This is a genomic window from Rhizobium sp. Leaf306 (assembly GCF_001423425.1).
GTDB lineage: Bacteria > Pseudomonadota > Alphaproteobacteria > Rhizobiales > Rhizobiaceae > Neorhizobium > Neorhizobium soli.
Genome location: NZ_LMNX01000003.1, coordinates 905,871 through 932,251 on the forward strand (window position 1 = coordinate 905,871; position 26,381 = coordinate 932,251).

Annotated in this window: 24 protein-coding genes and 3 pseudogenes; 10 read left to right on the forward strand and 17 right to left on the reverse strand. The window is 60.6% G+C overall.

The genetic code is table 11. The features are described from left to right. Window positions 1–15: 15 nt before the first annotated feature. From ASG19_RS17495 to ASG19_RS17510, 4 genes are all read right to left on the reverse strand, one after another. Window positions 16–867, reverse strand: coding sequence for a metallophosphoesterase (locus tag ASG19_RS17495; protein WP_062460098.1), 852 nt, complete (start codon window positions 865–867; stop codon window positions 16–18). Between the two features lie 41 nt (window positions 868–908). Continuing rightward, the gene (locus ASG19_RS17500) at window positions 909–1,544 is read right to left on the reverse strand and encodes a TetR/AcrR family transcriptional regulator (protein WP_200933917.1); all 636 of its coding nucleotides are present in this window, start codon (window positions 1,542–1,544) and stop codon (window positions 909–911) included. A 545-nt stretch (window positions 1,545–2,089) separates the two neighbouring features. Beyond that, window positions 2,090–2,980: a hydroxymethylglutaryl-CoA lyase gene (locus ASG19_RS17505; protein WP_062460102.1), complete on the reverse strand. Its 891-nt coding sequence runs from the start codon at window positions 2,978–2,980 to the stop codon at window positions 2,090–2,092. Further along, window positions 2,973–4,370, reverse strand: a complete 1,398-nt coding sequence (locus tag ASG19_RS17510) for a PLP-dependent aminotransferase family protein (RefSeq protein WP_244476205.1) — start codon at window positions 4,368–4,370, stop codon at window positions 2,973–2,975. The genes ASG19_RS17505 and ASG19_RS17510 overlap by 8 nt, the downstream gene beginning before the upstream one ends. Before the next feature lie 136 nt (window positions 4,371–4,506). On the opposite strand from ASG19_RS17510, the gene ASG19_RS17515 reads away from it, so the two are divergent. From ASG19_RS17515 to ASG19_RS17530, 4 genes are all read left to right on the forward strand, one after another. Further along, a complete protein-coding gene (locus ASG19_RS17515) occupies window positions 4,507–5,790 on the forward strand; it encodes a hydroxymethylglutaryl-CoA reductase, degradative (protein ID WP_062460106.1) in 1,284 nt (427 codons plus the stop codon). 101 nt (window positions 5,791–5,891) lie between these two features. Continuing rightward, complete coding sequence (locus ASG19_RS17520) at window positions 5,892–6,350, forward strand: hypothetical protein (RefSeq protein WP_156466543.1); 459 nt, start codon at window positions 5,892–5,894, stop codon at window positions 6,348–6,350. A 1-nt stretch (window position 6,351) separates the two neighbouring features. Next, a complete protein-coding gene (locus tag ASG19_RS17525; protein WP_062460110.1) occupies window positions 6,352–7,734 on the forward strand; it encodes a tripartite tricarboxylate transporter permease in 1,383 nt (460 codons plus the stop codon). A 39-nt stretch (window positions 7,735–7,773) separates the two neighbouring features. After that, on the forward strand, window positions 7,774–8,805 hold the full coding sequence (locus ASG19_RS17530) for an SMP-30/gluconolactonase/LRE family protein (protein ID WP_062460112.1): 1,032 nt from the start codon (window positions 7,774–7,776) through the stop codon (window positions 8,803–8,805). Window positions 8,806–9,021: 216 nt separating this feature from the next. On the opposite strand, the gene ASG19_RS17535 is transcribed toward ASG19_RS17530, so the two are convergent. The 9 genes from ASG19_RS17535 to ASG19_RS17575 all read right to left on the reverse strand — a co-directional run bounded on the left by ASG19_RS17535 (window position 9,022) and on the right by ASG19_RS17575 (window position 18,395). Beyond that, entirely contained in the window at window positions 9,022–10,002 is a 981-nt protein-coding gene (locus ASG19_RS17535) for an oligopeptide/dipeptide ABC transporter ATP-binding protein (protein ID WP_062460114.1), read from the reverse strand. Further along, on the reverse strand, window positions 9,999–10,973 hold the full coding sequence (locus tag ASG19_RS17540) for an ABC transporter ATP-binding protein (protein WP_062460116.1): 975 nt from the start codon (window positions 10,971–10,973) through the stop codon (window positions 9,999–10,001). Before ASG19_RS17540 ends, ASG19_RS17535 begins: the two co-directional genes overlap by 4 nt. Next, on the reverse strand, window positions 10,970–12,514 hold the full coding sequence (locus tag ASG19_RS17545) for a gamma-glutamyltransferase (protein ID WP_062460118.1): 1,545 nt from the start codon (window positions 12,512–12,514) through the stop codon (window positions 10,970–10,972). The genes ASG19_RS17540 and ASG19_RS17545 overlap by 4 nt, the downstream gene beginning before the upstream one ends. Continuing rightward, window positions 12,507–13,430 carry a polysaccharide deacetylase gene (locus tag ASG19_RS17550; RefSeq protein WP_062460122.1) on the reverse strand — a complete coding sequence of 308 codons (924 nt, stop codon included), beginning with the start codon at window positions 13,428–13,430 and terminating at the stop codon, window positions 12,507–12,509. The genes ASG19_RS17545 and ASG19_RS17550 overlap by 8 nt, the downstream gene beginning before the upstream one ends. A 22-nt stretch (window positions 13,431–13,452) precedes the next feature. Further along, a complete protein-coding gene (locus ASG19_RS17555) occupies window positions 13,453–14,241 on the reverse strand; it encodes an SDR family oxidoreductase (protein ID WP_062460125.1) in 789 nt (262 codons plus the stop codon). An 8-nt stretch (window positions 14,242–14,249) separates the two neighbouring features. Further along, a complete protein-coding gene (locus ASG19_RS17560) occupies window positions 14,250–15,065 on the reverse strand; it encodes an ABC transporter permease (protein WP_092661010.1) in 816 nt (271 codons plus the stop codon). A gap of 47 nt (window positions 15,066–15,112) precedes the next feature. Beyond that, window positions 15,113–16,039 carry an ABC transporter permease gene (locus ASG19_RS17565; protein WP_062460129.1) on the reverse strand — a complete coding sequence of 309 codons (927 nt, stop codon included), beginning with the start codon at window positions 16,037–16,039 and terminating at the stop codon, window positions 15,113–15,115. A 67-nt stretch (window positions 16,040–16,106) separates the two neighbouring features. Continuing rightward, complete coding sequence (locus ASG19_RS17570) at window positions 16,107–17,615, reverse strand: ABC transporter substrate-binding protein (protein WP_082476391.1); 1,509 nt, start codon at window positions 17,613–17,615, stop codon at window positions 16,107–16,109. Continuing rightward, window positions 17,616–18,395: a GntR family transcriptional regulator gene (locus ASG19_RS17575; RefSeq protein WP_062460131.1), complete on the reverse strand. Its 780-nt coding sequence runs from the start codon at window positions 18,393–18,395 to the stop codon at window positions 17,616–17,618. Between the two features lie 233 nt (window positions 18,396–18,628). Here ASG19_RS17575 and ASG19_RS23980 point away from each other — a divergent pair. Beyond that, window positions 18,629–18,986: pseudogene (locus ASG19_RS23980) on the forward strand (transposase); the annotation flags it as partial. Between the two features lie 62 nt (window positions 18,987–19,048). Continuing rightward, window positions 19,049–19,804 (forward strand): annotated as a pseudogene (locus ASG19_RS17585) (IS3 family transposase); the annotation flags it as partial. Window positions 19,805–20,322: 518 nt separating this feature from the next. On the opposite strand, the gene ASG19_RS23620 reads toward ASG19_RS17585, so the two are convergent. Continuing rightward, window positions 20,323–20,487, reverse strand: coding sequence for a DUF2256 domain-containing protein (locus ASG19_RS23620; protein WP_082476393.1), 165 nt, complete (start codon window positions 20,485–20,487; stop codon window positions 20,323–20,325). Between the two features lie 222 nt (window positions 20,488–20,709). Between ASG19_RS23620 and ASG19_RS17590 the strand changes: the two genes are divergently transcribed. Beyond that, window positions 20,710–21,360 (forward strand): DUF2461 family protein, encoded by a 651-nt coding sequence (locus tag ASG19_RS17590; protein ID WP_062460137.1) that lies wholly within the window; start codon window positions 20,710–20,712, stop codon window positions 21,358–21,360. 740 nt (window positions 21,361–22,100) lie between these two features. On the opposite strand, the gene ASG19_RS17595 is transcribed toward ASG19_RS17590, so the two are convergent. Then, complete coding sequence (locus ASG19_RS17595) at window positions 22,101–22,784, reverse strand: EthD family reductase (protein ID WP_062460139.1); 684 nt, start codon at window positions 22,782–22,784, stop codon at window positions 22,101–22,103. A gap of 302 nt (window positions 22,785–23,086) precedes the next feature. Between ASG19_RS17595 and ASG19_RS17600 the strand changes: the two genes are divergently transcribed. After that, entirely contained in the window at window positions 23,087–23,452 is a 366-nt protein-coding gene (locus tag ASG19_RS17600) for a helix-turn-helix domain-containing protein (RefSeq protein WP_062460141.1), read from the forward strand. 322 nt (window positions 23,453–23,774) lie between these two features. Further along, window positions 23,775–24,034, forward strand: a pseudogene (locus ASG19_RS23985) (IS3 family transposase); the annotation flags it as partial. Window positions 24,035–24,135: 101 nt separating this feature from the next. Here ASG19_RS23985 and ASG19_RS17605 read toward each other — a convergent pair. Next, the gene (locus tag ASG19_RS17605) at window positions 24,136–24,585 is read right to left on the reverse strand and encodes a phage regulatory CII family protein (protein WP_062460143.1); all 450 of its coding nucleotides are present in this window, start codon (window positions 24,583–24,585) and stop codon (window positions 24,136–24,138) included. A gap of 396 nt (window positions 24,586–24,981) precedes the next feature. Beyond that, complete coding sequence (locus ASG19_RS17610) at window positions 24,982–25,662, reverse strand: permease (RefSeq protein ID WP_244476223.1); 681 nt, start codon at window positions 25,660–25,662, stop codon at window positions 24,982–24,984. A gap of 280 nt (window positions 25,663–25,942) precedes the next feature. Here ASG19_RS17610 and ASG19_RS17615 point away from each other — a divergent pair, with 280 nt between their 5' ends. Further along, window positions 25,943–26,341 carry a hypothetical protein gene (locus ASG19_RS17615; protein ID WP_062460147.1) on the forward strand — a complete coding sequence of 133 codons (399 nt, stop codon included), beginning with the start codon at window positions 25,943–25,945 and terminating at the stop codon, window positions 26,339–26,341. The last annotated feature ends 40 nt before the right edge of the window (window positions 26,342–26,381 follow it).

A 26,381-nucleotide genomic window follows, 5' to 3' on the forward strand; every position in this document is an offset into this window, starting at 1 on the left:
GTTGGGAGAAGTTGATCATTCGGTGGCGCCCGCCATGGCCGCATCCTGCTTGTGGCGCAGCAGCGAGAGGTCGTAGCGGTTGAGTTCGTTGCGGGTCTGCGGCAGGGGCACAAGCGCCATGGTCAGGCCCGAGGTGCGAATGGTGCCGATCCCGAAGGAGGCGCCTTCGACCATGCGCAGGATGTCTGTCGTCAGGATATCGGTCGCGGCATGCTGGCCCATGCCGACGATGACGGGGATGCCATGCCATGAGGAGAACCGGTCGTGATGGATATGACCGGAGAGAATCCCGAGGATGTTGCGGCCCTTGAGCACGCCGGCCAGCTGCTGGCTTTGGCTGAACTCGATCGTGCGCCAGTGGTCCCACGGAACAGCGTCGCCCAGCACCGGGGCGTGGTGGGCAACGATCAGCTTGGGCAGATCGCCGTGCCGGTCGAGCGCGTGAGCGAGCCAGGCGAATTGCGCGGGCGTCAGGCTGCCGCCGATCTCGCCAGGGGTCGTGGTGTCGAGCGTGACGATATGGATGCCGCCGATAACCTGGTCGTGGTCATAGGGGGCATCGAGATCGCTGGTTCGGTCAAGCATGCCTTTGTAGAACCCGGCGCGCGTGTCGTGATTGCCGATCGCGTAGACGACCGGCACGTCGGTGGCGGCCATCAGCGACCGCAGCTGGCGGTAGCTCTCGACATCGCCGCGATTGGTGAGATCGCCGCTGGCGATAATGAACTGCGGCTTCTGATCCATCGACCCGATCAGCGCGAGCACGCGCGAAAGCGTGGCCGAGGTGTCGCTGAACAGATGGCTATCGGCGACGGAAGGATTGCCGACATGTAGATCGGTGATGTGGATGAACGTCGTTTCGACCATGGGGAGCTCCTGCGTTGGAGCCTGTCTAGGCGCTTCCCGTCTCAGCGGGATGACGGCTTTGAAACGCTGTTTGAAATCGGCGTGGTAAACATCGGCTCCGTTGCTGCAACAACGAGGGCAATGATGCTGCTGGCATTGCCAAGATCGAGCTGGTGGTCCGTCAGTTCGTAGGTGCGGCCGCGGCTTCTCGTCATCTGCGTGCGCACCCCGAGAAGGCACGAGATGCGGAATCCGACATCGACCTCGCTCAGCCATGGCGCGATTTTTCTGAAGTGCGGGACGAACTGGCGATGATGCTCGATATCCTCAACCATCGGCCGGAATATTTCTGGGTCGTCGCTGGATTGTGCCAGCGTCGTCAGATGACGGAGCACCCCGTAACTGGAATGGGGATCGAGGCTCCAGCGGATGGATGGCCCGACAAGCGCTGCGATAAGATCGCCGGCGCAGGCAGGCGCCGGATCGGCCCGTTGAACCGCCGCCTGAAGCAATGCCAGGCGCTCCGCATTAAGGCGGAGATAGACGCGCTCGGCAGCCGAAAAAATCAGGTGCTGAAGGGTTCCAAAATGATAGTTGACCGCCGCCACATTGGTGCCCGCCCGACAGGTGATCGTCCGCACCGTCACGTCATCGGGGTGCCGAGCAGCCGACAGCAGTTGCTCGCACGCAGTGCGCAATTTCTCTCGCGTATGGCTCACTATCATACGGTTGCGTAGCGCAAACTCTGTGACATCCGAGTGAAGGTCCACGGTGAAGGCTGGCGCGGAGCGCCGTTGCCCGATGCATCACTTCCAGCGCCCCCTACTGGTCGCGCTGGATGAGGGACAGCGCGCGCGCTAGCAGTCCCGACACCTGTTGATATTGCGACCCGACCGGTGCTGGCCAAAGGTGCGGTACGGCGTGTTCTGGAAGCCGTCCAAACCCTCCGGATGCACTATCAGCAGCCGATCAAAGTGGAGGAGCTTGCCGCTGCAGCCGCTATGAGCCCGCCGTCGTTCTACCAGCATTTCAACGCGCTGACGTCAATGAAGCCGCTGCAATACCAGAAGCAGATGCGCTCCTGCATGCGCGTTCCTTGCTCACCGCGGTGACTGATAATATTGCACAATTCGCTTACACCGTCGGTTACGGGAGCGTGTCACAATTCCATCGCGAGTACAAACGTGCGTTGGGAGTTACTCCGAGACATGACGTCATTCTGCCGATCGCCCCGGATATGGGCTCATGAGGCCGCCAAAATCCTCGAGATCGGAGAGACGGGATCACGTCCGAGTTTTGCCGCCGTCTCCACAGCCACACGTGCCAGCTTCGGCAGGTCGACACCGGTCTTGATGCCCATGCCGTCCAGCATGAACACGAGCTCCTCAGTGGCTACATTTCCCGTTGCACCCTTTGCATAAGGGCATCCGCCGAGCCCGCCCACAGAGCTGTCGAACACGCTCACTCCTTCTTCGAGGCAGGCCAGGATGTTGGCGAGCGCTTGGCCATAGGTGTTGTGCTCGTGCAGCGCGATCGATGAAACCGGGATTTCGGCCGCAACCGCCCTGACCATCGTGGCTGCAGCCCTCGGGGTGCCAATACCGATTGTGTCCCCAAGCGAGACTTCGTAGCAGCCGAACGCGTGGAGACGGCTCGCGACAGCGACGACGGAACTCAGTGCGACTGGGCCTTCATAGGGGCAACCCAGGACGCATGACACGTAGCCGCGCACGCGCATCCCAGCGTTGCGCGCTCCCTCCATGACCGGCAGGAATCGGTCGAAGCTTTCGGCGATCGAGCAGTTGATGTTCTTTTGTGAAAAGCTCTCGGATGCCGATGCAAAGATTGCGATTTCTTCGGCGCCGGCATCGCGAGCGGCTTCAAAACCTCTGAAGTTCGGGACGAGCATCTGCAGGGTGATCCCCTCGCGATGACCGACCGAGGACAGAACCTCCGTCGATCCTTCCATCTGCGGCACCCATTTCGGCGAAACGACGCTGCCTGCTTCGATCGTTGTCAGGCCGGCCTCGATGAGACCTTCGATCATCTGCACGCGATCAGCGACGCTGAGTGGACGCTTCTCGTTCTGAAGTCCGTCGCGAGGCCCCACTTCGACCAGCCGAACGTTATCCATCGTGTCCTCCAACGACCGTCAATATTTTCATCTCGTCTTTCAGAAAGGCGCAGAAGCGTGGATCTGCGCCATACGCAACATTCACCCGCATCGCCGCCGGCATGGCTTTCTCGCGATCCGCGTAGAAGACACTTGCCGGCGCGATGAAAATATTGGCTTTCGCAGCCCGGATACAGAAGGCGCTTTCGTCCAGAGCCGCTGGAAGCGGTACCCAGATGTAGAAGCCCTGCACCTTAGGGAGCGAAACTTCCAAACCGACGGCTGTCAGAGCCTGGGCGGTCGCCTTTGCCCCATGCTCGATCCACCCGCGCAAGCGCCTAAGGTTCTTCAGATACTGACCGCTCTCGATCATCTCCAGCACCACCCGCTCGACATGCAGGGACGTGGCAACCATCGTGATCATCTTCAGGTCGACAAGACTACGGATCGCCTCAGGCGCGCCTGCGACGTATCCGCATCGCAGACTTGCCGACAAAGTCTTTGAGAATGATCCGACGTAGAGGACCCGCTGCTGCTGGCCAAATGCCGCGAGCCGCGGCAGTGTCGGGGCGATCAGGTCGGCGAAAATATCGTCCTCAACCAATCGAAAATCGTGAACCTCTGCCATCTGCAGGAGGGCGAAGGCATGCGCGGGCGTGAGCGTGCCGCCGGTGGGGTTATGGGCCTGGCTCTGGGTAAAGAACAGCTTCGGCCGATAGCGCGCGAGCTTCTGGCGCACTTCGTCGAGATCGGGACCGTCATGGAGCCGGCTTATCGAGATGACGTTTGCTTTGGCCAGCCGAAGCTTCGCATAGAGGGGATAATAGCCTGGACTGTCGACGAACACCGTGTCGCCAGGCTCGAGGAAATGCCGGATAATCAGGTCGAGTCCGTGATTGACCCCGCTCGTCAGCATGACGCCGTCGGGCTCGGTCGCGATCGACCGTTCTGCGAGCGAAACCCGAAGCCATTCCCTTAGCGGGCCAAGCCCCCAGGAACTGCCGTAGCCGAAATCCACCTCCGCGGTGGCGTTGCGGCTCGTGCGCAGGATACGGCGCATGTCGGAATCTTCCGTCCAGCTGACCGGCGGGCGGCCATCGCCAGGACGCGTTTGATAATTCTGGTCCAGCTGTTCCCGCAACAGCGACATGATGCTGGTCGCCTCGGAGACGTCGGGCTTTATCCTCGGCACCGGCGCTGGGCGGTTCTCCGCCACGTAATAACCGGAGCCCTGCCGCGCAGTGGCGAGCCCTCGGGCAACAAGCCTGTCATAGGCTTCCGCCATCGTGTTCTTGGAAACACCGAATTGCTCGGCCCCGCCCCGGACAGACGGCAGTTTCTGCCCGGCCTTGTACAGACCGCTGGCGATCTGCTCGCTGACAACGCCAAGGATCCTATCAACCACCTTCACCGATCGTCCCACCCTTCGGCTGGGACAGTACAGGTAATAATTCTGCCAACTGTCCCTTGCTCATCGCCGACATTCTAGGACAGTTTGCCGTCCACGCAAGGGTATGCGTTGATTTGGGAGTGAGCCGTTGACGAAAATGACCGTGACATCGCGCATTGAGAACATGCGCAATCTTTCTCCAGCCGAGAGGCTGGTACAGGTTGCGGCAGCAACGCAGATGGATGACAGCGCACGCGCCGTCTTGTCGGCACCGGACGCTCTGTCCGTCGAGCGCGCGAACGGAATGCTTGAAAACGTCATCGGAACGTTCCAGCTGCCGCTCGGCGTGGCGACGAACTTTCTGGTCAACGGTCAGGAATATCTGGTGCCGATGGCTGTCGAGGAGCCCTCGGTTGTTGCTGCCGCCTCTTATATGGCGAGGATCGTGCGCGGCTGCGGCGGTTTCCAGACGTCATCGACGGCGCCCATCATGCGCGCCCAGGTCCAGATTATCGGCCTGTCGGATCCCAACGGTGCCCGGTTGGCCATTCTGGCCGCGCGCGACGAAATCATCACCCTCGCCAATTCCAAGGATCCGGTATTGGTGAAATTCGGCGGTGGCTGCCGCGACATCGAGGTGCATGTCTTCCCATCGACCTCCCGCGGTCCGATGGTCGTCCTGCATCTGCTGGTCGATGTCCGCGATGCCATGGGGGCAAACACCGTCAACACCATGGCCGAAGCCATCGCACCGATTGTCGAGCGGATCACCGGAGGTGAAGTCCGTCTGCGCATCCTGTCGAACCTCGCCGACCTGAGGCTTGCGAGAGCCCGTATCGAGCTCACGGAAGAAGCCCTTGTGACCAAGGATTTTTCCGGCCGCCGGATGATGGAGGGCATCGTCGACGCCTACGAATTCGCAGCCGTCGATCCCTACCGGGCCGCGACCCACAACAAGGGGATCATGAATGGCGTCGATCCTGTCGTCGTCGCAACGGGCAACGACTGGCGCGCAATCGAAGCCGGCGCCCACGCTTATGCCGCGCGCTCCGGCCGTTATACCTCGCTGACGACATGGGAGATCAGCGCCAAGGGGACACTTGTCGGCACGATCGAGATGCCAATGGCACTCGGCCTGGTTGGCGGCGCGACGAAGACCCATCCGGCGGCGCAGGCAGCCCTGCAGATCCTCAACGTTGCCTCAGCCGTGGAGCTGGCCGAAGTGACGGTCGCGGTGGGCCTCGCACAGAACATGGCAGCGCTTCGGGCGCTTGCGACGGAGGGTATCCAGCGCGGCCATATGGCGCTGCATGCACGTAACATCGCGATCGGCGCCGGGGCTTCCGGTGATGAAATCGATGCCGTTGCGCGCCGGCTTGCAGCCGATCACGACGTTCGCGCTGCGCGGGCCGAGGAAATTCTCGCTGAATTGCGAAAGTAGGACTGACACCGCAAGCCGGGCAAAGGGGGAGCTTTGCCGGCTGCCGGGCACTGATGGGAATTTTTTTCGGCCGACAGGCCGACACCTGGGGAGGTTATCTGATGACAGAACAGAATGGTGCGCGCGCCGCCGGCCCGCACGGTCAACTTGCCGAGATCTGGGGAGACGTCGTATCTCGACCCCAACTCGGGAAGGCCATGATCATCGGCGCGATCTTGAGCGTTGCGATCTACTACGTCACGCTCGCAACGATCGCGCCCATGGCTGCCACTCCGGCCATCGGAAAGGCGCTGGCGATGCTGACCGGCATCGTCGGCTCGGTTGTCAGCGGCGCCATTTGCTCGCGGCTGTTCTTGCCCAAACGCATTGTGGTGGAACAGGCACAGACCGGCACCGAATGGCAGATCGACATCCTCCAACAGCTAGAACAGGAGGGAGGCCCGATCGGCCGGGTTGAGGATCTTCCGCCCGAAGTCGCTCAGGAAATGCGCGAGGTCGGTCTCTACGACCTGTTCAAGACATACCAGGACCGGCCCGGCGCCGGCCGGCAGGGAGAGTGACATGGACGGCATGCTGTATGAAATCATCATGGCCATCTCGCTCGGCCTTCTCGGAGCGATCCTGTTTTCAGCCATCGGCCTGATCTCGGGAACGGATGAAACGACCACGATCGCCCCGGTCACGCTCCTCGTCGTTCTTCTGGGTGCGCCGCCTGTTGCCGTCTTCACCTTCTGGATGTGTGCGGCCGTCTCCAAGCACATGACACATGCGGTACCGACCGCCCTCCTTGGAATTCCCGGCGATACCATGGCATTGCCGCTTCTCCAGCAGGCAACGGCGCTTCGCAATCTCGGGGCACCACATGTCGCTCTGCGAAAGATGCTGGCGGGCTCCGTCATCTCCGCATTCATCGCCGTTCCGCTGGCAGTCTTGTTTGCGGTCATTCTTGCTCCGTTCGGAACCTACATCACGGCCTCGGCGCCGTGGCTATTCATCGGAGCGGCACTCATCATCGCCTATTTCTCGGCCGGTCGCTGGGCGTCCATCCTGGCGCTTATACCGTTCACGCTGCTGATCGTAGCCTTGCAGGGCTACACCGCCACGCACAACGTTAAGCTCGGCGTGAGCTACTTTCTCGGCATCGCGGTGGGGCCTCTGGTTGCAGAGCTTTTCTCTTCCGTGTCGCCGCTCGAGCGCAAGCGCATGGACCGCAGCGAGCCTCGGCAGACTACGCTTGCACCCGACGTGAAAGGCTGGGGTGGCTACTTCCCCAATCCGTTCCGCGTGCTTGACCGGAGCCAAGTGGTGACGACCGCGACAGCGGCTGCCGTGACCAGTGCAACCTTCGTGTTCAGCCCTGTCGCCGTCACCGTCATTGCCGGCGAGATCGTCGGCGCGCGCATCAAGCACGCGTATCACCGGCTGACCTCCGTGCTGGCTGTCCGAAACGGCGTGACAGAGTCAACCTATATTGCCGAAGCGCTGATCCCGCTCATTGCCTTTGGTCTGCCGCTCAGCCCGGTCGCTGCCGGCCCGGCAGCGCCGCTGTTCAACGCGCCGCCACGCTTCACGGTCGATGCCGGGACCGGCGTCGTCAACAACCTGCACACGATGATGTCAGTGTCGGAGTTTCTGATCTGGGGGCTGGTGTCGGTCGTCATCGCGGCGGCGATCGCCTATCCCTTCGCTATGAACCATGCACGAAGTGCCGCAGCCTTCGTCGCCAAGTACATCAGCCATGAAGCCATTATCGCGACATTCGTCGGTCTGATCTTGGTGATCGGTCTTTGGGAAGGTGGACTGCTCGCTCTGCTGGTCATCGTGACGGTCGGTCTCGTCGGAGGCCTGCTTTATCGCGTACTTGGCATGAACACCGGCGTACAGTTCATGGGCTACTATGCCGCGATTCTTAGCGTTCCGGCCATCATGAAGCTGATCGGCTGAACAGCCGGTCAGCATACCGAACGATAAGAGGAGAAAACAATGACCTTGGATCTACGCACGTCAGCTCTCTGTGTGGCCCTGATCCTGATCGGTGCCGCAGCCCAGGCTGCCGATGACAAGCCGATACTGCCCGCACTCGACATTCCCCAGTCCCTGCAAGGGGTCGTACCCTTGCCGATGGCGGAATCGCAACTGCCTTCGGTGGAGGCACGGGAGTACTTCAAGGTGTCCGACAAGGGCGTTCAGCTTGAATGCCCAACCTTCGATGCGAAAGGCGATCTGCTGTTTTGCGAGGTCTTCGGCGGAACGGTATTCCGTCTCACGCCAGACAAGCAACTGTCGAGCGTCGTGCCCGACCGGGAGCTTCGTCCTGCAGGCTTGGCAGTCCACAGCGGTGGCCGTGTCTACATGGCCGAACTTGGGGACTTCAAATCGCGAGGTTCGGTCGTCTCGATGGCGGCCGACGGATCCGACGTGCGCACCATTGTCTCCAGAGATGACGGCTTTCTACCCGACGACCTCGTCTTCGATAAGGAGGGCGGCTTCTACCTCACCGATTTCAAAGGCGGCTCCAGCCTGCCATCCGGAGGCGTCTACTATATCGCACCCGGCGGCGGTAAGCCGGTGATGGTCGTGCCGAACCTGCGGATCGCGAACGGCATCGGCCTGAGCCCGGATGGCAAGACGCTCTGGGTCACGGAATTGGCAGGTGGCCAGCTGCATCGCATCTCCCTTGCCGACGCCACCACCATCGCGCCGTTCGGATCATCTGTCGTCTACAACTTCGTCGGCGGAGGACCCGATTCCGTGCGCGTCGACGCCGACGGGAACGTCTACGTGGCGATGTACGGTCAGGGGCGGATCATGGTCTTCAATCCGCTGGGGCTGCCGATCGCCCAGTACCTGCTGCCCGGTCGCGATGACGGGCACAATCTCCGTTCAACCTCCATGGTTATCCGCCCTGGCACGGACGAGCTGCTGATTTTGACGAATGACTGGGACAAGGGCCGAGGTTCAACCATCTTTGTGGCAAAAGCAGTCGGCAAAGCAGCACCATCATTCCTGCCTTAAAGCTGGCAGCTGTTGTGCGTTACCAGTTTCACTATCGGCATTCCAGATCGACGCCGCTCGGAGCCTGCTAAGGCTCTCAAGCTTCTGAACGAATACGAACCGACGACCCTGTGATTGCGACAGCTATCTGTTTGAGATCACTCAGAATCGAATGTCAGCCTTACTGGTATGGGAGGCCATTTGAGCTCCCAGAGCGGCGGGAATGCTGCCGTCTGGTCATAATCCGGCGCGGACATGGCAGGCAGCCTCCCTGCCCGGCCCGGTCGAGACCAGCGGCGGGTGCGTGACGTGGCAGATATCGACAGCCAGAGGACAGCGGGTGACGAACTTGCAGCCTTTGGGCGGGTTGGCAGGGCTCGGAAGATCCCCCTTCAGCACGATCCTCTGCCGCTTTCGCTGCGCTACAGGATCTGGAAGCGGCACCGCCGACAAAAGGGCTTCCGTATAGGGATGCACCGGGCGCGCAAACACATCGTCCGTCCGGCCCGTTTCGATTAGATGCCCGAGATACATGACCGCAACCCTGTCGGCAAAATGCCGGACGACGGAGAGGTCGTGGCTGATGAACAGGTAGGACAGACCGAACCGCCTCTGCAGATCGAGAAGCAGGTTGAGAATCTGCGAGCGGATCGACACATCGAGGGCGGAGACCGGCTCGTCGAGGATCAGCAGTTTGGGGTTGAGTGCCAGAGCCCTCGCGATCACGATCCGCTGACGCTGCCCGCCCGAAAACGCGTTCGGCTTGCGCTCCGCATGCTGTGGATGCAGTCCAACGAGGGCGAGAAGCTCGGCGACGCGCTCGGCCCTCTCTGCAGCATTGCCGACACCATGGATCGCCAGCGGCTCGCCGATGCTCTCGCCGATCGACATTTTCGGATTGAGAGCGGAAACCGGGTCCTGGAAAACGATCTGCACCTCGCGGGACAGAGCGCGCCGAGACGCGGTCTCGCCGTGAACGATCGGTTTGCCCTCGAACAGGATGCTGCCTGCCGACGGTTTGGTCATGCCCAGAATGGCCGCGCCGAGCGTGGATTTCCCGCAGCCCGACTCGCCCACAAGAGCGACGCTTTCGCCATGGGCGATGTCGAGATCGATGCCGTCGACGGCCTTGACGAACCCGGTCGGACGTCCGAGCAGGCCGCCGCGGATGGGAAAATGCACCTTGAGGCCGGACAGCGACAGAAGCGGTTCAGTCATAGCATTTCTCCCACCCGTTCCGAATGCCAGCAGGCGGCACTGCCCTCGTCACGGCGAGGCGCAAGCGGCGGGATTTCGTCGAGACAGTGCTGGTCGGCCAGCGGACAGCGCGGGCTGAAACGGCAGCCGACCGGCCACTGGCCGATATCGGGCACAAGCCCCTCGATCGTCGGCAGCAGCGCCTTCGGCTGACCGTCCAGCCGCGGGATGGTCGATAGCAGCAGCCGCGTATAGGGGTGTTCCTGACGCGCGAAAATCGTATCGACCGGCGCCTCCTCGATGACCCGCCCGGCATACATGACAGCGACCCGGTCGGCCATATCGGCAACCACACCCATATCGTGGGTGATCAAAAGGATGGCGGTTCCGGTCTCGTCGCGCAGCCGTTTCATCAGGTCGAGAATCTGCGCCTGGATGGTGACATCAAGCGCCGTGGTCGGTTCGTCGGCGATCAGCAGTTTCGGTTTGCAGATCAGCGCCATGGCGATCATCGCTCGCTGGCACATCCCGCCCGAAAGCTCGAACGGGTATTGGCCGGAGCGGATTTCAGGCTCTGGAATACCCACCTCTTCAAGCATGGCGATCGCCGCACGATGGGCCGCCTTGCCGTCGAGCCCGCGATGCACGACGAGGCTTTCCTCGATCTGCCGGCCGATCTTCATCAACGGGTTGAGCGAGGCGACCGGCTCCTGGAAGATCATCGCGAGATCATTGCCGCGCAACTGTCGCCGATTGGCTTCCGGCACCGTCAGCAGGTTTTCTCCACCGAACAGGACGCGGCCGCCATCGACCCGGGCGACCTTTGGCAGCAGGCCCATCACGGAAAACGCCGTCATCGACTTTCCGCAACCGGACTCGCCGACGACGGACAGGATCTCGCCCTGGTCGACATGGAAACTGACGCCATCGACCACCGGCTGCGCGCCGATCGAAACCCTGAGGTCGTCAACCACAAGCACAGGTCCGGTCATGTGCGCTCCGCCCCGACGGCCGCAAGCGGATGGTTCGGATGCGCCATCCCGACATTCTCTGCTCCGTCGCGAAGAACCGCTGACGGAATGGAGAAATTCACCGGGTAGAGCGTGTCGGCGATGATCTCGACCGGAAACTCCTCGCCGAGCCGTGATGCGACATCGGGTTTTGCCTTGTCGTTGACCCGCAGCGTGACGCCGCTCGCATCGATCCGTGGCGCATGCATCGCCTCTTCCAGCGACATGCCGAAGGCCGCGACATAGGAGAGGATCTGCGCCACCGCCGGCATGATCTGGCGTCCGCCGGCAGCCCCGAGAGCAAGCTTCGGCCGCCCGCCCTTCGTTGCGATAATCGGGCACATATTGGCCAGCGGCCGAGCGTTTGCGGCGATCGAATTGGGCTGTCCGGGGCGTGGATCGAACCACATCATGCCGTTGTTCATCAGAAGGTCGCTCGAAGGCAGAACCACTTTCGAGCCGAAGCGCGACAGAAGCGTATTGGTGAGCGAGACCATCGTGCCGTCGCGGTCGACAACGCTGATATGCGTGGTGCAGCTTTCTCCGCTGCTGCCGTGGCCGAGCGTGCGCAAGCGATGTTCCGAGGCGCGGCGAATGGCGCGGCCAAACGCAAGCGCCGTCCCGCCGGACAGCGGCCCGTCCTGCGGCAGGGTCCCGTCAAGCTCGGAGAGTGCCTCGACGAGCGTCGGACCGCCGGAAAGACCCGGCATCGCATTGATCGTCATGCCGCGGTAATCGACCTGGAGCGGATCGGACCAACGCGGCTGGTAGTCACGCATTTCGGCAAGGTCGATCGGCGATCCGCCGGCGTTGAGATCGCTGACGATCGATGCTGCGGTTTCGCCCTCGTAGAAATCGCGCGCACCGGCCTTTGCAAGTCGTTCCAGCATGGCCGCCTTGCGCGGCATCGGGATCGTGCTGCCCGGTCCGATTTCCTGCACGCGCGGTGCACGGCCATCCTTCAGAAACAGCTGCGACGATGCCGGGAAGCGTGCGAGGCCTTCCGTATCGATGGCAAGACAGAGCACAGTGAACCAGTCGAGCGCAAGGCCGCGGCGGGCATGCTCGATCGCCGGCTGCAGTGCCTCGGCAAAGCTGATCGTGCCGAACCGTTCCAGTGCTGCCGAAAGGCCGGCAATGGCGCCGGGCAGGCAGATGGAGCTGTAGCCGATGAGGTTGCGATCATCGCGCACCTGCGGCCAGTCGAACCAGTCTCCGTCACGGCCCGCCACGACAGGATAATCGGCTGGATCGATGTTGCGCGACGAGCGGACGTTGAAATCGAGCGTATCGACCCGGCCATCCTGCCCGTCGGCCCGCAGCAAAAACCCGCCACCGCCGACACCCGAAAGCCACGGCTCGACGACGCTGAGTGTCAGTGCAGTCGTGACGGCCGCATCCATGGCATTGCCGCCGCGCGACAGCACATCGGCGCCGCTTTCCGCTGCCATCCAGTTCTGGCAGGCGACGAGCCCGCCGGCACTGCGCCGCTCGCCCTTGTGGACGTTCCAGTGTTCACCCATGGCTGTGTCCAATATCCTGTCCGAACCTGCGGGTTCCGATCGCCTCGGGAGCCTTGCCATCAACGGCAAAGCGGCCGGCATTGCCGGATGTGGCGTGGTGGTGGGCAATCTCGGCGGCCGTCCCGATCCAGCTGCCCTTTTCGGCAGTGATCGTATCCAGCAGCTCTTCGAGAAGCGCAATGCGCTGGGCACGGCCGGAAATCCAGTCATGCACCGTCAGCGTGAACAACCCGCCGAAGCGGTGAAGCGCCTGCCATTCCGCGATCCAGTCCTGCAGCACCGCACGGCCGGACTGATAGGGCCACTTGTCGCGGCCTCCCCCTTCGAACTTGAAGAAGATCGCATCGTCGAGCGCCCATTGCACCGGGATCTCGACCACACCGTCGATCTCGTAGGGATGATCGAAGCCCGAGAGCGATGAATCGTAGGCGAGGCCCACACGACGCAACTCGGTCAGCATATGCGGCGTCATTTCCCAGGCCGGGGAGCGGAAGCCGACGGGCTTTACCCCGGTTTCCCGGGTCAGCAGTTCCATGCTGGCCTCGAGCGCACCGGTAAATTCGTCGTCGGAGACTTCCGAGACGATCTCGTGGAAATAGCCGTGCAGGCCGATCTCGTGGCCGCCTTCGAGGATGGCGGCAAGCATCTCGGGATTGGTCTCGGCCGTCAGCGCCGGCACGTAGAAACTGGCCTTTGCCTCATAGCGGGCGAACAGGTCGAGCAACCGGTAGATCCCCGTGCGCGGACCGAAACGGCGGATTTCGAGCGTGCCCATCCGGTCCGGCACATAGTCCTTGTTCGCCCACATGAACGGCACATGCGCATCCACGTCGACCGACAGCAGCACTGCCGACTGCTTGTCTTGCGGCCACTCATAGGCCGGCCAGGGGGACTTTATCTGCAGGGGATTTGACATCCGACCTCGCTTGAAGCGCTTGTTACAGCGCCTTTTTCTTTGCCTGGAAGACGACCTGGGAGCCGATCGAATTGCCGCCGTCGACGGTCAAGGTCGCGCCGGTCATGTAGGCGCCGCCGGCTGACGTGACGTAGAGAACCGCTGAAGCGACATCCTGCGCCGACGACGTTCTGCCAAGCGGTATGGAGGCCGTCACCGTGTCGATATGATCCTGCGCCAGCGCGCTGACATCGCTGCCGGAAATGAACCCCGGCTCCACCGCATTGACGCGGATCCCGTATTCGGCGAGTTCCAGCGCAAAACCCTTGGTCAGGCGGTCGAGTGCGGTCTTCGACGTGCAGTAGGGAACCACCGTCGTGCGCATTTTCCGCGCCGCACCGGAGGATATGTTGACGATCGAGCCCGGCTTGCCGGCGCTGATCATCTGCTTGGCAAACAGCTGCGACAACAGGAACGGCGCGCGCAGATTGACGCCCATGATGTCGTCCCAGTCGTCGATCGAGATGTCGAGCAGGAACCCCGACGGATAGATGCCGGCATTGTTGACGAGAATATCCGGAGCGCCCCAGCGTCCCGAAACCTCATCGGCAAATGCGGTCATCGAGCCGGTATCGGTGAGATCTGCGGCGATCGCCAGATGGCCGGTGCCGGGCAGCGTCGCCAGTTTCGCCTCGAGCTTTTCGGCATCGCGGTCGGTCAGGCAGACCTCTGCCCCCTCGCGCGCAAACGCATCGACGATCCATCCGCCGATGATGCCGCAGGCACCTGTGACGATGACCTTCTTCGCCTTGAATTCATTTTCGAAATTCATGAAAACTCCTATCGCCCACGCGGATCGAGGCGGTCGCGGGCATGATCGCCAATCAGATTGATGGAGAGAACCAGCAGAAACAGCGCCAGTCCCGGAAATGTCGCGATCCACCAGGCAGACCCGACATAGTTGCGGCCGGTGGAAAGCATTGCGCCCCAGCTCGCCGTTGGCGGCTGCACCCCGAGGCCGAGGAACGAAAGTCCAGCCTCGAACAGCACCATCAGGCCGAACTCGAGCGTCGCGACGACGATCAGGCCGCCGGCGATATTGGGAAGGATGTGGCGCCACAGCAGCCGGAACCAGCCTGCGCCCATGAACCGCGAGAGCCTGACATAGGGCATGTTCGCGACCGACAGCGTCTGGCCGTAGGCAACGCGCGCGTAACGGGGCCACCGCGTCAGAGCCAGCACGATGACCACGTTGGAAAGGCTCGGGCCGAGTACCGCAACCGTGATGATCGCGAGAAGAATGGCGGGCACCGACAAGACGATATCGACCAGCCGCATGATGATGGTTTCGACCCAGCCGCGATAGAAGGCAGCGATCATGCCGAGCGCGCTTCCGAAAATGCCCGACAGGATGACCGAGGCGAAGGCAACCAGCAGCGACACCCTTGCGCCATAGATCGTCCGGCTGAGAACATCACGGCCGAGTTCGTCCGAGCCGAGATAATAGACAAGGCCGCGGCTTTGAAACCCCGGTGCCTTCAAGCGCGCCAGAAGGTTCTGGGCATTGGGATCGAGCGGCGCCACGAGAGGCGCAAAGATCGCCATCAGCACCAGAGCGACCAGAATGGCGGCAAAGGGCACCACGGTCCACGGCATGCGCCGGGATCGCGACACCGCGCGCGGTGCGGGAGTGGTCGCTGCCATCAGGCGCTCCCTTCGATGCGGATGCGGGGATCGATGATGCTGTAGAGCAGATCGGCGACGAGGTTGAGAACGATGGCCGTGATGGCGCCAAGCAGTACGACGCCCTGAACCAGCATGAAATCACGCGCGTTGATGGCCTGCACGGTCAACTGGCCGAGCCCCGGCCAGGCAAACACCGTCTCGACGATCACGGCACCCGCGAGAAGATTGGCGATTTCGAGAGCTGCAACGGTTACCACCGGGATCGCGGCGTTTCGCAGCAGATGGCGCATGACGATGCGGATCATCGGCAACCCCTTGGCGTGGCCGGTGCGGACATAGTCCTTTTCCAGTTCGTCGAGAACCGCCGTGCGCGAAACACGGGCGAAGGTCGCCATGGAGAGAAGACCGAGTGCTATCGACGGCATGATGATGCTTGGCCAGTCGCGGGCGCCCGATGGAGGCAACCAGCCGAGCCACACCGCAAACACCATGATCATCAGGATGGCGCTCCAGAATGTCGGCATCGACTGTCCCGCCAGAACCACGCCCATCATCGCCTTGGCATCCGCCGAGCCGCGGCGCACGGCCATTGCCACACCCAGTGGAATGCCGACACCGAAGGCGACGACGAGAGCGCCGCCGGCCAGCATCAGCGTATAGGGAAGACGGCTGGCGATCAGCGTCCAGACCGGCACGTTCTGAACATAGGAACGGCCGAAATCGAAGGTCAGGAGCGCGCCCATATATTCGAGATACTGGACCGACAGAGGCCGATCGAAACCGAGCGACGCCCTCAGCGCCTCGATATCTGCCTTGGTGGCATTTTCAGGCACGAGCAGAAGCACGGGATCCCCCGCAAGCCGCTGCAGAAAGAAGATCAGCGTCATCACGCCGATAATGGCGATGAGGGCCTGGAAAGCGCGCTTGAGGAAGAATGCCGGCAATATTGCAGTCCACTTCGTGACTTGCGGGCAAAACGGCCCCGCAACCGGGGCCGGCCCTGAACCGAAATCAATCGGTCCACTTCATCCGGTTGAGAAACAGGCTTTCGTTCGCCGTCGGCTGCCACTCAAGGTTTTTGGCTGCGCCGTAGATGATCGCCGCCTGATAGATCGGCACCATAGGCACCTCCTCAACGACGTAGGTGCTCACCGTCTTGTAGGCTTCGAGGCGTTTCTTCTCATCCAGCGTGTTGCGGGCATCTTCCAAGAGCTTGTCGATCTTCGGGTCGGCGATCGAAGCCCACGCGCTGGACGAATGCAGCAGCGAGAACAGCACGCCATCGACATCCTGGCAGGCGCAGGACCAGCGGCCGAAGGAGATCGACGGCTGGCTTGCCGGCGCACTCTGGGCCTTCTTGAGATAGGTCGCCATGTCCGTCATCTCGATGTTGACGGTCAGACCGGTATCGCTGATCATCTGCGCCACCGCTTGAACGATGCGCTGGTCGAATGTCGGAGATGTCGCAAAGGCGACCGACTTGCCGGCCGCACCCGCTTCCTTGATCAGGCGCTTGGCCTCATCAAGATCATAAGGGTAGCCTTTCAGGCCTTCCACGTAACCGAAATGCGCCGATGTCGCCATCTGGTCGAGCGGCTTGTCGACGCCACCGAGAAGACCATCGACGATCCCCTGCTTGTCGATGGAGCGGGCGACCGCTTCGCGGACGCGCTTGTCGTTGAATGGCGGAAGGTTCGGGTTGAGCTTCACGTAGCCGATGCGCTCGGTCAGAACCGAAAGCGGCTTGGCGGCACCGGAGCTCTTGAGTTGCTCGGAGAGATCCGCATCGAGGCCGACGACGAGGTCGCTGGCGCCCGCTTCGAGGTTTGCAATGCGCGTGGCGGCATCCGGCACGGCGCGGAATTCGGCGGTCGGGAACACGCCCTTCTCACCCCAATAGTCGTCGTTGCGGGCAAGTGAAACCGAAACGCCGCGCTGCCATGAGGTGAACTTGTAGGGACCGGAACCAACAGGCGCGGCATTGAAGCCGTCATTGCCCTTTTCCTCGACGACGTGCTGCGGCACGATCGACAGCTTGACGAGCTGGGCAAGCAGCACCGGATAGGCGCCATCCGTCTTCAACGTTACTTCGTGTTCGCCGGTCGCTTCGGCCGACAGGATCTTGTTGAACTGGCCGAGCTGCGGGCTGGCAAATTTCTTGTCGATGATGCGGTTGACGCTGAACGCGACGTCCTTGGCGGTCAGCGGCGTGCCGTCGTGGAACTTGACGTCGCTGCGGATCGTGAAGACGATTTCGCTGTCGGAAGAATATTTCCATTCGGTGGCGATCTGCGGGGCGATGGCACCGGCATCGTCACGGGTAACCAGGTTGTCGAAGATATTGCGGTAGACATAGTAGCTGTCCGGGTTCCACTGCTTGTGCGGATCGAGGGAAGAAGGCTCGTTGACGAGATCAACGACCAGCTGATCCTTGGCCATCGCCTGGGACAGGACAATTGGCGAACAGGCCAGAAGCAGGCCTGCCAGAGAGGCGCGCATCGAACGACTGACTATCATCATCTACAATGTCCTTGTTTTTCCAGTGGGCGGTTGAGGTCGCTCAATGCGGCCCGGTTTATCTTTGTTCGCGGCGCGACGGCCGGACTTGCGGCCAACCATCGCATCGGTTTCGAGAAAACGATCCAGCAGATAGGCTTCCAGCGCCGCGTTGGCGGACGCGAGATGTGCGATTGCATCGGCGTTGCTGCCCTCGACGAGAGCCTCCGCGAAAGACGAAAACCTCGTCGGCAAAAATTTTGCGCGCCCGCTCCGCTCGAAGAAGTTCACGAGCCTGTTGGAGCGATCCCAGAGGTCCGCAAGAAAACCCGCGACGACAGGCATGCCGAGGGCGTTGGATAGCAGATCCAGCATGTCCCGCTCGCAGCGACGAATGGTGGGAAGCACATCGCCACCCACATCCGGCCGCTGCAGCAGCGCCATATGCATCTGGGACAGCGTGGTCAGCCGCCGTTTGGCGGCGTCGTCGAGAGCAGCCGAGCACAGTATCGGATCAAGGTGGCGGCGTGCGGCTATCAGTTCGCGGATCTCTGCCGCGGAAATCGGAGCGACCTCCCAACCACTGCGGGCAGTCGAGGATACAAGCCCACTCGCCTTCAGCCGCGCCAGTGCGGCGCGTACGGCACCGCGACCGAGCGCGAATTCGGTGGTCAGCGAAGTCTCCGACAGACGCTCTCCCGGCATCAGAACGCAACCGACGATCGCGCTCCTCAACGCCCGTTCCGCCACTCCCGCTTTGCCTTCCGGCGGCGCGGGAGACACGTAAGCCTCAGTATCAAGCATGCTCTCGTAACCTCTCAGTTTTCCAGTCTGACATCGCAGTTAACAGAGTGGAAGCGAAATTTTTCTATTCTTGGTATGAACCGTAGAATTCAATCACGCTGCTTGCAGCAGGCTCACGAAGGAAGTGACAGGCCCACTCCCTCAAAACATCTGTCTCAGGACGTTCTAGAGGTGTGAATAGCCCCGAGATTTGTAGACGCCTTCTTTCCTAATTTTGAGGCAAGAAGATCACCATGAGCAAATCGAGTTTCAGCGAAGAGTTTAAGCGCGACGCGGTGCGTCAGATCACGGAACGGAGCTATCAGGTTGCAGAGGTTTCGCAGCGGCTCGGTGTAAGCCCGCACTTTTAAAAAAAGCGACCGCGTATTTCGCCAGGGATGCAAAGTGAAGTACGCGTTCGTTGCCCAGCATCAACAGCGGTTCTCGGTGCGAATGTTGTGTCGCCTGTTCCGCATCCATCCCAGCGGGTTTTATGCCTGGCTTCGGATGCCATTGAGCAAGCGTGCCTGTGAGGACAAGCGGCAGATTGATCTGCTCCAGACGGCTTGGGAAGAGAGCGGCAGGGTCTACGGGTATCGCAAGCTTCATGACNTATCAGGCTGTCCATGATGTGATCGCGCGGTAGCTTGATTTGCGCGATGCCGCGTTTTATGCCCTTGAGCAAGCGTGCCTGTGAGGACAAGCGGCAGATTGATCTGCTCCAGACGGCTTGGGAAGAGAGCGGCAGGGTCTACGGGTATCGCAAGCTTCATGACGACCTGCTCGATCACGGCGAGACATGCTGCCCCAACCGGGTTGCGCGTCTGACGCGGATTGCCGGGATAAAGGCTCAGATCGGCTACAAGCGCCGTCCCGGAGTTTATGGCGGCAGGCCTTCCATTGTCATCGACAACACTCTGGACCGTCAATTCGACGTTGCTGCTCCGGACAAGGCGTGGGTCACGGACATCACCTACATCCGGACCAACGAAGGCTTCGCCTATCTCGCGGTGGTGATCGATCTCTATTCCCGCCGTGTTATCGGCTGGTCGATGCAGAGCCGTCAGACAACGGATGTCGTGCTGCAGGCGTTGCTGATGGCTGTATGGAGGCGAAAGCCAAAGGAAAAGGTTCTGGTGCATTCGGATCAGGGATCGCAATTCGCCAGTATAGACTGGGCAGCGTTCCTGAAGCACCACAATCTGGTTCATTCGATGAGCCGACGGGGCAACTGCCATGACAATGCCGTCGCTGAGAGCTTCCTCAATCTGTTGAAGCGGGAGCGGATACGCCGGAAGGTCTATCGCTCAAGAGACGAAGCCAGGCAGGACGTGTTCGACTATATCGAGATGTTCTACAACCCGAAGCGCAAACATGTCAGAAACGGGATGCTGTCGCCCGTAGAGTTCGAAAAGCAGCAGAAAACTTAACCCGAGGGTGTCTAGGAAACTCGCGGCTATTCAAGCCGCTCCTTGGGCGCCCAGATCAGCCCGGCAACGATCAGCAGTAAGCCGAAACCCAATAACGCTTTTTCAGCCATCGCTGCCCCTTGCCGGCACGGTAGGCACCGCGGTGAATCGATCGGTAAAACTTTGCGTAGCTGTCGTAAAGACTTGTGTCAGACCCGGAGGCTCTGCGCGACTTACCCGGTCTTGCTGGTGGTACGATGCAGTAAACTCGGCAGTCTTTTCCGGGTTGTGTCGGCTGTGACTGGGCGCGAAGACGTCACGACCTGATCGGGCCACTGTTGCGCCCAGGGGTCAATACGACCCGCAAAGCAAGAGGATCAAAGGCATTAGGATCATCTCTTCGGCAGCCGTGATGGTGCCGGGACACTTCGCCTCCATCTTTCGTCACCGAAATAGCTCAGAATGTCCGAAGTTTGCTCCATCATAGCCGGGAGCGGCTTGTCCGGCAGCCTTCGAAGCATCTGCAGGCGGGCAGGATTCTATAACTTTGGATGTGGTGGCTTGAGCTTAGAGCGGCGGCAGCGTTCAGAACAGTACTTCACGTCGCTCCAGTTCTTGGCCCACTTCAGCCTCCATGCAAAAGGTTTTCCGCATGTCGCACACGTTTTCATCGGCAGATCCGCTTTCTTGACCATTCTCGCCATATGGATCCTCTCCTATTCAACGTGTTTACGAAATTGCGAACGAACCACTCGCCGCTCAGTTACCGAAGTGGCAATTCCACGAGCCCTACCCTATCTGGGGAAGCACTCAGCGATTGGAAGCACCCGACTTCCAACTCTTTTCATGCCCGCTCGAGCTATTTCCGTTCACTTTACGTTCCGCCTGTTCTATGACAGGCCGGTTTGCCATGTTTGAGACAGTGGATGATCAACCGATCGACTTTTGAATTTCTAGAGGAAGCCTCCAGTAATCACGGCGCCGAGTGGCTTGACGACAACCGAGCTAGACTTGATTGCGCGCGCCGCGACTTAATTGAATTCACCTTAGCGTTGGCTAATAGCACAGGGTCGATCGACAAGCGCGTAGATGAGGCCAACCGAGATCCCCGCAAATGTTTGAGTACCGCGTCTATCTCGAAAGGCACATGCTGCATCACGTTGCGAGTTTCGCCTTCGAAGAACGCAGCCGCGACATATTTCGTGCAAATCTCTCCGCACAGCTCATACAGCGGAGGCGGAGCGCTGCTACCCCCGCCACGGCTTGCCCGCATTTTGCGGCAAACAATCGCAAGCCACACCGGCAAATGGAGAGGGATCGTCGAGGGTCCATTATTTCGGACATATTTCCCAAATGGTCTGACGGGCGGTCATGATTTGAGCGCCAGCGGGTACGTCAGAAATCACGACGCGCTCGACTTTCTCAATCTCAAAAACTTCGGAGCCTGTCGCAACGTTTCTGACGAGATGCTCGTGTCCTCCAATCTCGTCGAGGAAATAGTAAAATCATTCGCCGCTGCCCGCGCGCTGGTCGATTACATCAATCGGGCAACGACTAAGCTCCCCGAGTCCCGATAACCGGACGGCTCTTGCGCGCAAACTTACTGACCCGAAGCTTATAGAGATGCTAAAGTGGGCTCGCGACTATCAGCACGGTCGCGATGTGCTTGAACGGTTTCCTGTCATTGAGCTCGTCTAGGGCGCTAAAAAGCGGCTGCAGACGTCTCGGCATTAGCGATTTTGCTTGCGAGCGCTTATACGGTAGGGACCGGTTCTCTCCCCCATTACGACAGATTTCCAGGAAAGAGTGATCTCTCTTCGCGCAATCAAGGCATCAACCGCTTCATGGACGGCTGGCATGTAGTCACGCCACTCAAGCGGGGCGTTGTGATCATTTGCAAGGCTGCGCGCAACTTCGCTCGGGCACGTCGTCCCATCAGGTCGACTGGCGACAAAACTCAAAATGGTCGATTCCGCATTCGCTCTCATGGCTCGTCCCCATTTAACTGAACTGTCTCGCGGGTCATTTGACAGTTACATTGTCTCAGCAAAGCATCAGACAAGACCATCTCTGCGGAATACACCTCACAGCGGTGGTGGTGGACTGGACGGCTCCGTGTTGAGCTGGGGAGAGATCGACCTCCTTAAGGCAAAGCGATACGAAAACCTCTCATCTCCCTATTGCGACCTTCAGCGCTCCCCTTCAGTCCGATTAACCCGCAGCGGCTTGACAGTGTCTCTGCGGGTTAGTCCTATCAGATAAGGAGTAAAGGGTCGGCAGGGTTAGCGCCCTGTCGGCCGCTCCAAAAAACTCCGCCTCACCGCACAAACCGCTCTGAGACCGCCAACATGGTGACGGCTTGACCGGCCTGGGCGAGGAGCCCGTCGAAGGCGGCCCGATCGGCGTCCACGCCGTCCTGGAACGCCGTCAATGTAGGCCACCACAACTGGCGGGCGCCTAGGAACGGTGCGCCGTCGCCGTGCACCTCGGCGCTCGGCCGGTTCACCGCGTGACGCAGCGCGCCGATCCGCAGGCCGAGCTCGGCGTCATCAGCGCCCACCCAACCAGGATTGCCATCAAGGTGCACGAATTGCAGGAGATGGATGCTGGTCGGCCGCTCCAGCACGTCCCATTGTCGATCAACGTCGGATACGGCACCCATTGGAGGCCGCGAGACGATTACATCCTCCTCGGTGATGAAGAAGATGACATTCGGCAGGTCTTGGAACAACGGCTCGTCGGGGCGGATGTTGTCGACGAACAAGGGCTCGTCGACCAGTGCGGCGGCGTCCTTCGGGGAGTCGAACGAGGGCATCGCGACGCCGTCGTACTTGTCCTGACCCGGGCCGAGGCGGTCGGTATCGAACTGGTGCCCCTGGACGTAGGTGAGCATGCCCGGGATCTGACGGCCCATGGTGCCGTGCGGGTGGCGCCAATGGTCGTGGAAGCGCTGGCGGTCGATATCGGGGCGGCGGGGGAGGAGGGCGAAGAAGCGGATCACGGAAGGTTCCTGACTGTGTTGTGTCGATTGACTTGGTTAAATTGATTAGCTGGCTGACTTTTCCCGGCTGCGGATGATCTTGCTGCTTGGGAGTGACCGAACGCCCTAACTTGATCGGCCGGTCACGTTACTTCACCGACGCTAGACGAAGCAGATCGGTCGAGCAGGCCGACGACGCCTGCCGCCCGCAGCCGGTAGTACGCGGGATGCGCCTCCTTCCTTGATTTGCGAGATAGGTATACTTCTGCTACTAAGTTGCAAGAACGCACTTACAGTCGCCTAGGTATCACCAAGGAAACCCTATGCCCGTCTGCCAGCACTTTGATGAGAACTGTCCCAGCCGCTCGCTGTTCGACAATATCGCCGACAAGTGGTCGATGATGGTGCTCAGCGTGCTGGACGCGGGACCTATGCGCTTCAATGGCATCAAGCGGCACCTGGGGGGCGTGACGCAGAAGGCGCTGACACAATGCTTGCGGCGGCTGGAACGCAACGGCCTCATTTCCCGCCGGGTCATAGAGACCTCGCCAATTGGGGTTGAATACACCATCACGCCGCTTGGCTGTTCGCTACTCGGCCCTTTTCAGGCACTCCATGCCTGGACCATGGAGCATCTGGATGCGGTGGAGCGGGCGCGCCAAGCGTTCGACGGCCGCGACGCCGCGTAACCGGATGCGCCGCCGAATTGACCTCAACAGCGACGTCCCGGCCTCCAAGGATTGCTGGACTTTGCTGGTCGAAGGTGAACAGGAAATGGGCTGGTCATCGGGGACAGTGAACCGCCGGGTTTGCCGGAGGCTCCAACTTCAGAGAAAGTGGAGCCATCATGACCAAGATAAAGAACGAGTTTTCACCTGAAGTCCGTGCGGTTGCCATCCGTATGGTGCTGGACCGCCAGCCGAGCATTCATCACGCTGAGCTGCCGTTTCATCTATAGCGGCCAAGATCGGCTGCTTGCCAGCCACGCTGCACGAGTGGGCGGGCGAGCCGACGGCGAATGCTCGCTTTGTCCTCGATGCATTCAAGCAGGCTCTTCGAGCTCGGCGTGCCGCTCATGGAGGCGGCCTCGTGCATCACTCGGACAGGGGCGTTAAATACACCATGCAGTTGGCAGAAGCTGGCATCAAGCTTTCTATCGAAAGCGTCGACGACAGTTACGACAACGCCCTCACCGAAACGATCAACGGTTTCTACAAGCCGAGGTCATCCATCGGGGCGGGCCTTGGGGGAACTTCGAAGCGGTCGAATTCGTGATCAGTTGGAAAACACGGTTTCAGGCGGCTACAACCGTTCAATCTTGCAGCTTGGATCAGAACCGCTTGTATCGTTGATGGCCTGCTGTCTCCGTCGGTCAAGCATCTGCGATCTGCAACCGAAGTGTTGCAAGCGCTCGTTCGGCCTCAACGATATCCTTCAGTAGAAGCCTCTTGTGACGGTGGTCCAGCCCGCCGCCTGCCAACACAGCGTCCACAAGCTCAAGGATATCGGCCGCTTCGACCACGACCTTTGTCGCTCCCCTTTGTACCGCTTCGTTTGAAAGGCGTCCCTCGACCGGAGGCATTATACGCTCCGCTGCCACAAAGACGCTTCCGTCCAGAAGATAAGACGCCAGCCTCGGGTCCGGTAACACTCTGATCAGAGCCTGGATCTCGTCGGCGGAAAAAGGGCTGCGAGCGATCAGTCGCGAGTGAAGCGAGGCGTAGCTCATCCCCAAGGCGGCGGCCGCTTCCTCAACCGACATCTGCTTCTCCACCACGAGAAGCGTGTAGACGATGTGGGCAAAATCTTCGCCGCGGTTCATGAAGTCCCTCCTGAGTGTTGGATCGTCACACAGAGACCTTGATGCTGCAAGGCCATCAAAACGGCGCACGCGTTTTGATCGCGGGAGCCGGTTTGAGATTCTATCTGCGCCAAGGCCGGCGTGACCCCCGTCGGCAGGGATGGTCCTGCGAAGTACCGTGCCGATCACATCATCATGGAATCACAATGCTTTTCTGGATCATCATGTCCGCCACAGTCTTGGTAACAACCGTAGCGGCCGTTGTCCTCGGCATATCACTTGCCGTAACAGGAAGACTTCACTTCGGTGCCTTCGTGGTTCTCTGGGTGGTCACCGGAGTTTTCATCCCCATGTGGCTGATCATCCGTCAAGGACGAAAATGACGACATGGCACGGTCGCGCATCTCCGCCAGTCAATCAACCAGGGGCGGGAGCGATGCTCTTAGCGTCGAGAGTAATCACCGCTGCAACGGTAAACGCCGCGATGGTGGCAAACAGGAATGCGCCGACGAAAATAGCGATCGCTTTCAGCGCGCTGACGCCAAGGTCGTGCCTGAACCAGCGGACCTGCGCCTGCGCGTACCAGATGGTGGCAACCGCCACTGCGACGCCGCCGGCGAGATTTCCCTGCTCCTGCGGGATGCTGAAGAAATCGAGGCCCAGCACGAGAAAGAAGGCGAAGGGTGCTGCGACATAGCACTGGCTGAAGAAGGGCGGGCGGAGAGAATTTCGGGTGATCCTGACCCTCTTCGATCGCAGCAGCGTTACCGCCATGCAGAGCGGAAAGATACCGAAGATTACCCCTCTTGCGATCAGAAGATTGGAGCCCGAGCCGAGCTCGCGGGCAGCTTCCGTCGGATCGTAGACTGATGGCAGTGCTCCAGACAGCGCCTGTGAGAGAAGCAGCGTAATGAGCAGGAACAGGGGCGGACTAAGCGTGTCCTGATACTGTTCTTCCGGCTCGTCGGCGAGTTCGATGTCTGCGTAGCGCATCATGCTGAGTGGCCTGACGACGGCACGCCACATGGTAACGGGATAAAAGACCAACCACGACACCAGCTCGTAGAGAAGCTCTTCGAGCGACTTCAGCAGTTTCATGAAGTCCACGTGCCAGTCCTTCCCGTTGATGCTTGCGTGTGGTTGCACCCTCTTACCAGTGTCGGCACCAGACGTCACTGTGCTGTGCCCTGTCTTTGCGCGCGGGCAGTGCAGCTGCCACGGTGAAGGATTTGGCCGAACAGGCTTCCCATGCCATTTCAGCTAATGTAGGTTTTTGAGATAGACACCGGGAGGTCGTCGCATGAACCCGAGCAACTTCGTCAAGTTGCCAAGCCGTGCCAGAGACTTTGCTCGTAGATCGAACGGGAGGAGCCAGTCGATGAAGATGATGAAAAGCCTGATATTCGGGGTCGCCATGATGGCAGCCGTGCCCTCCGTCGCCGACGAGATGCGGCGCGAGACGGTTCGTTTTGCTACGGGATCCTCGAGCTCGACCATCAAATCGTCGGTCAAAGGCTACCAGACGGTTCAGTACGCGCTGTCGGTTACGGCCGGCCAGAAGATGAGCGTCCAGCTCGATTCCCGCAATACAAGCCTCTACTTCAATGTGACCGCTCCGGGCGCCGATGCGGCGATGTACAACAGCTCGATCGATGGAAACGGCACCAGCATCACGATCCCGTCGAGCGGCAAGTACCTCATCGACGTCTATCTGATGCGCAATGCCGCAAGGCGCAATGAGACCGCGAGTTACGATCTCACGCTCTACGTCGAGTAGTCATCCGAACCGCGTGCGACACGGTCGTCCGAAAATTTCG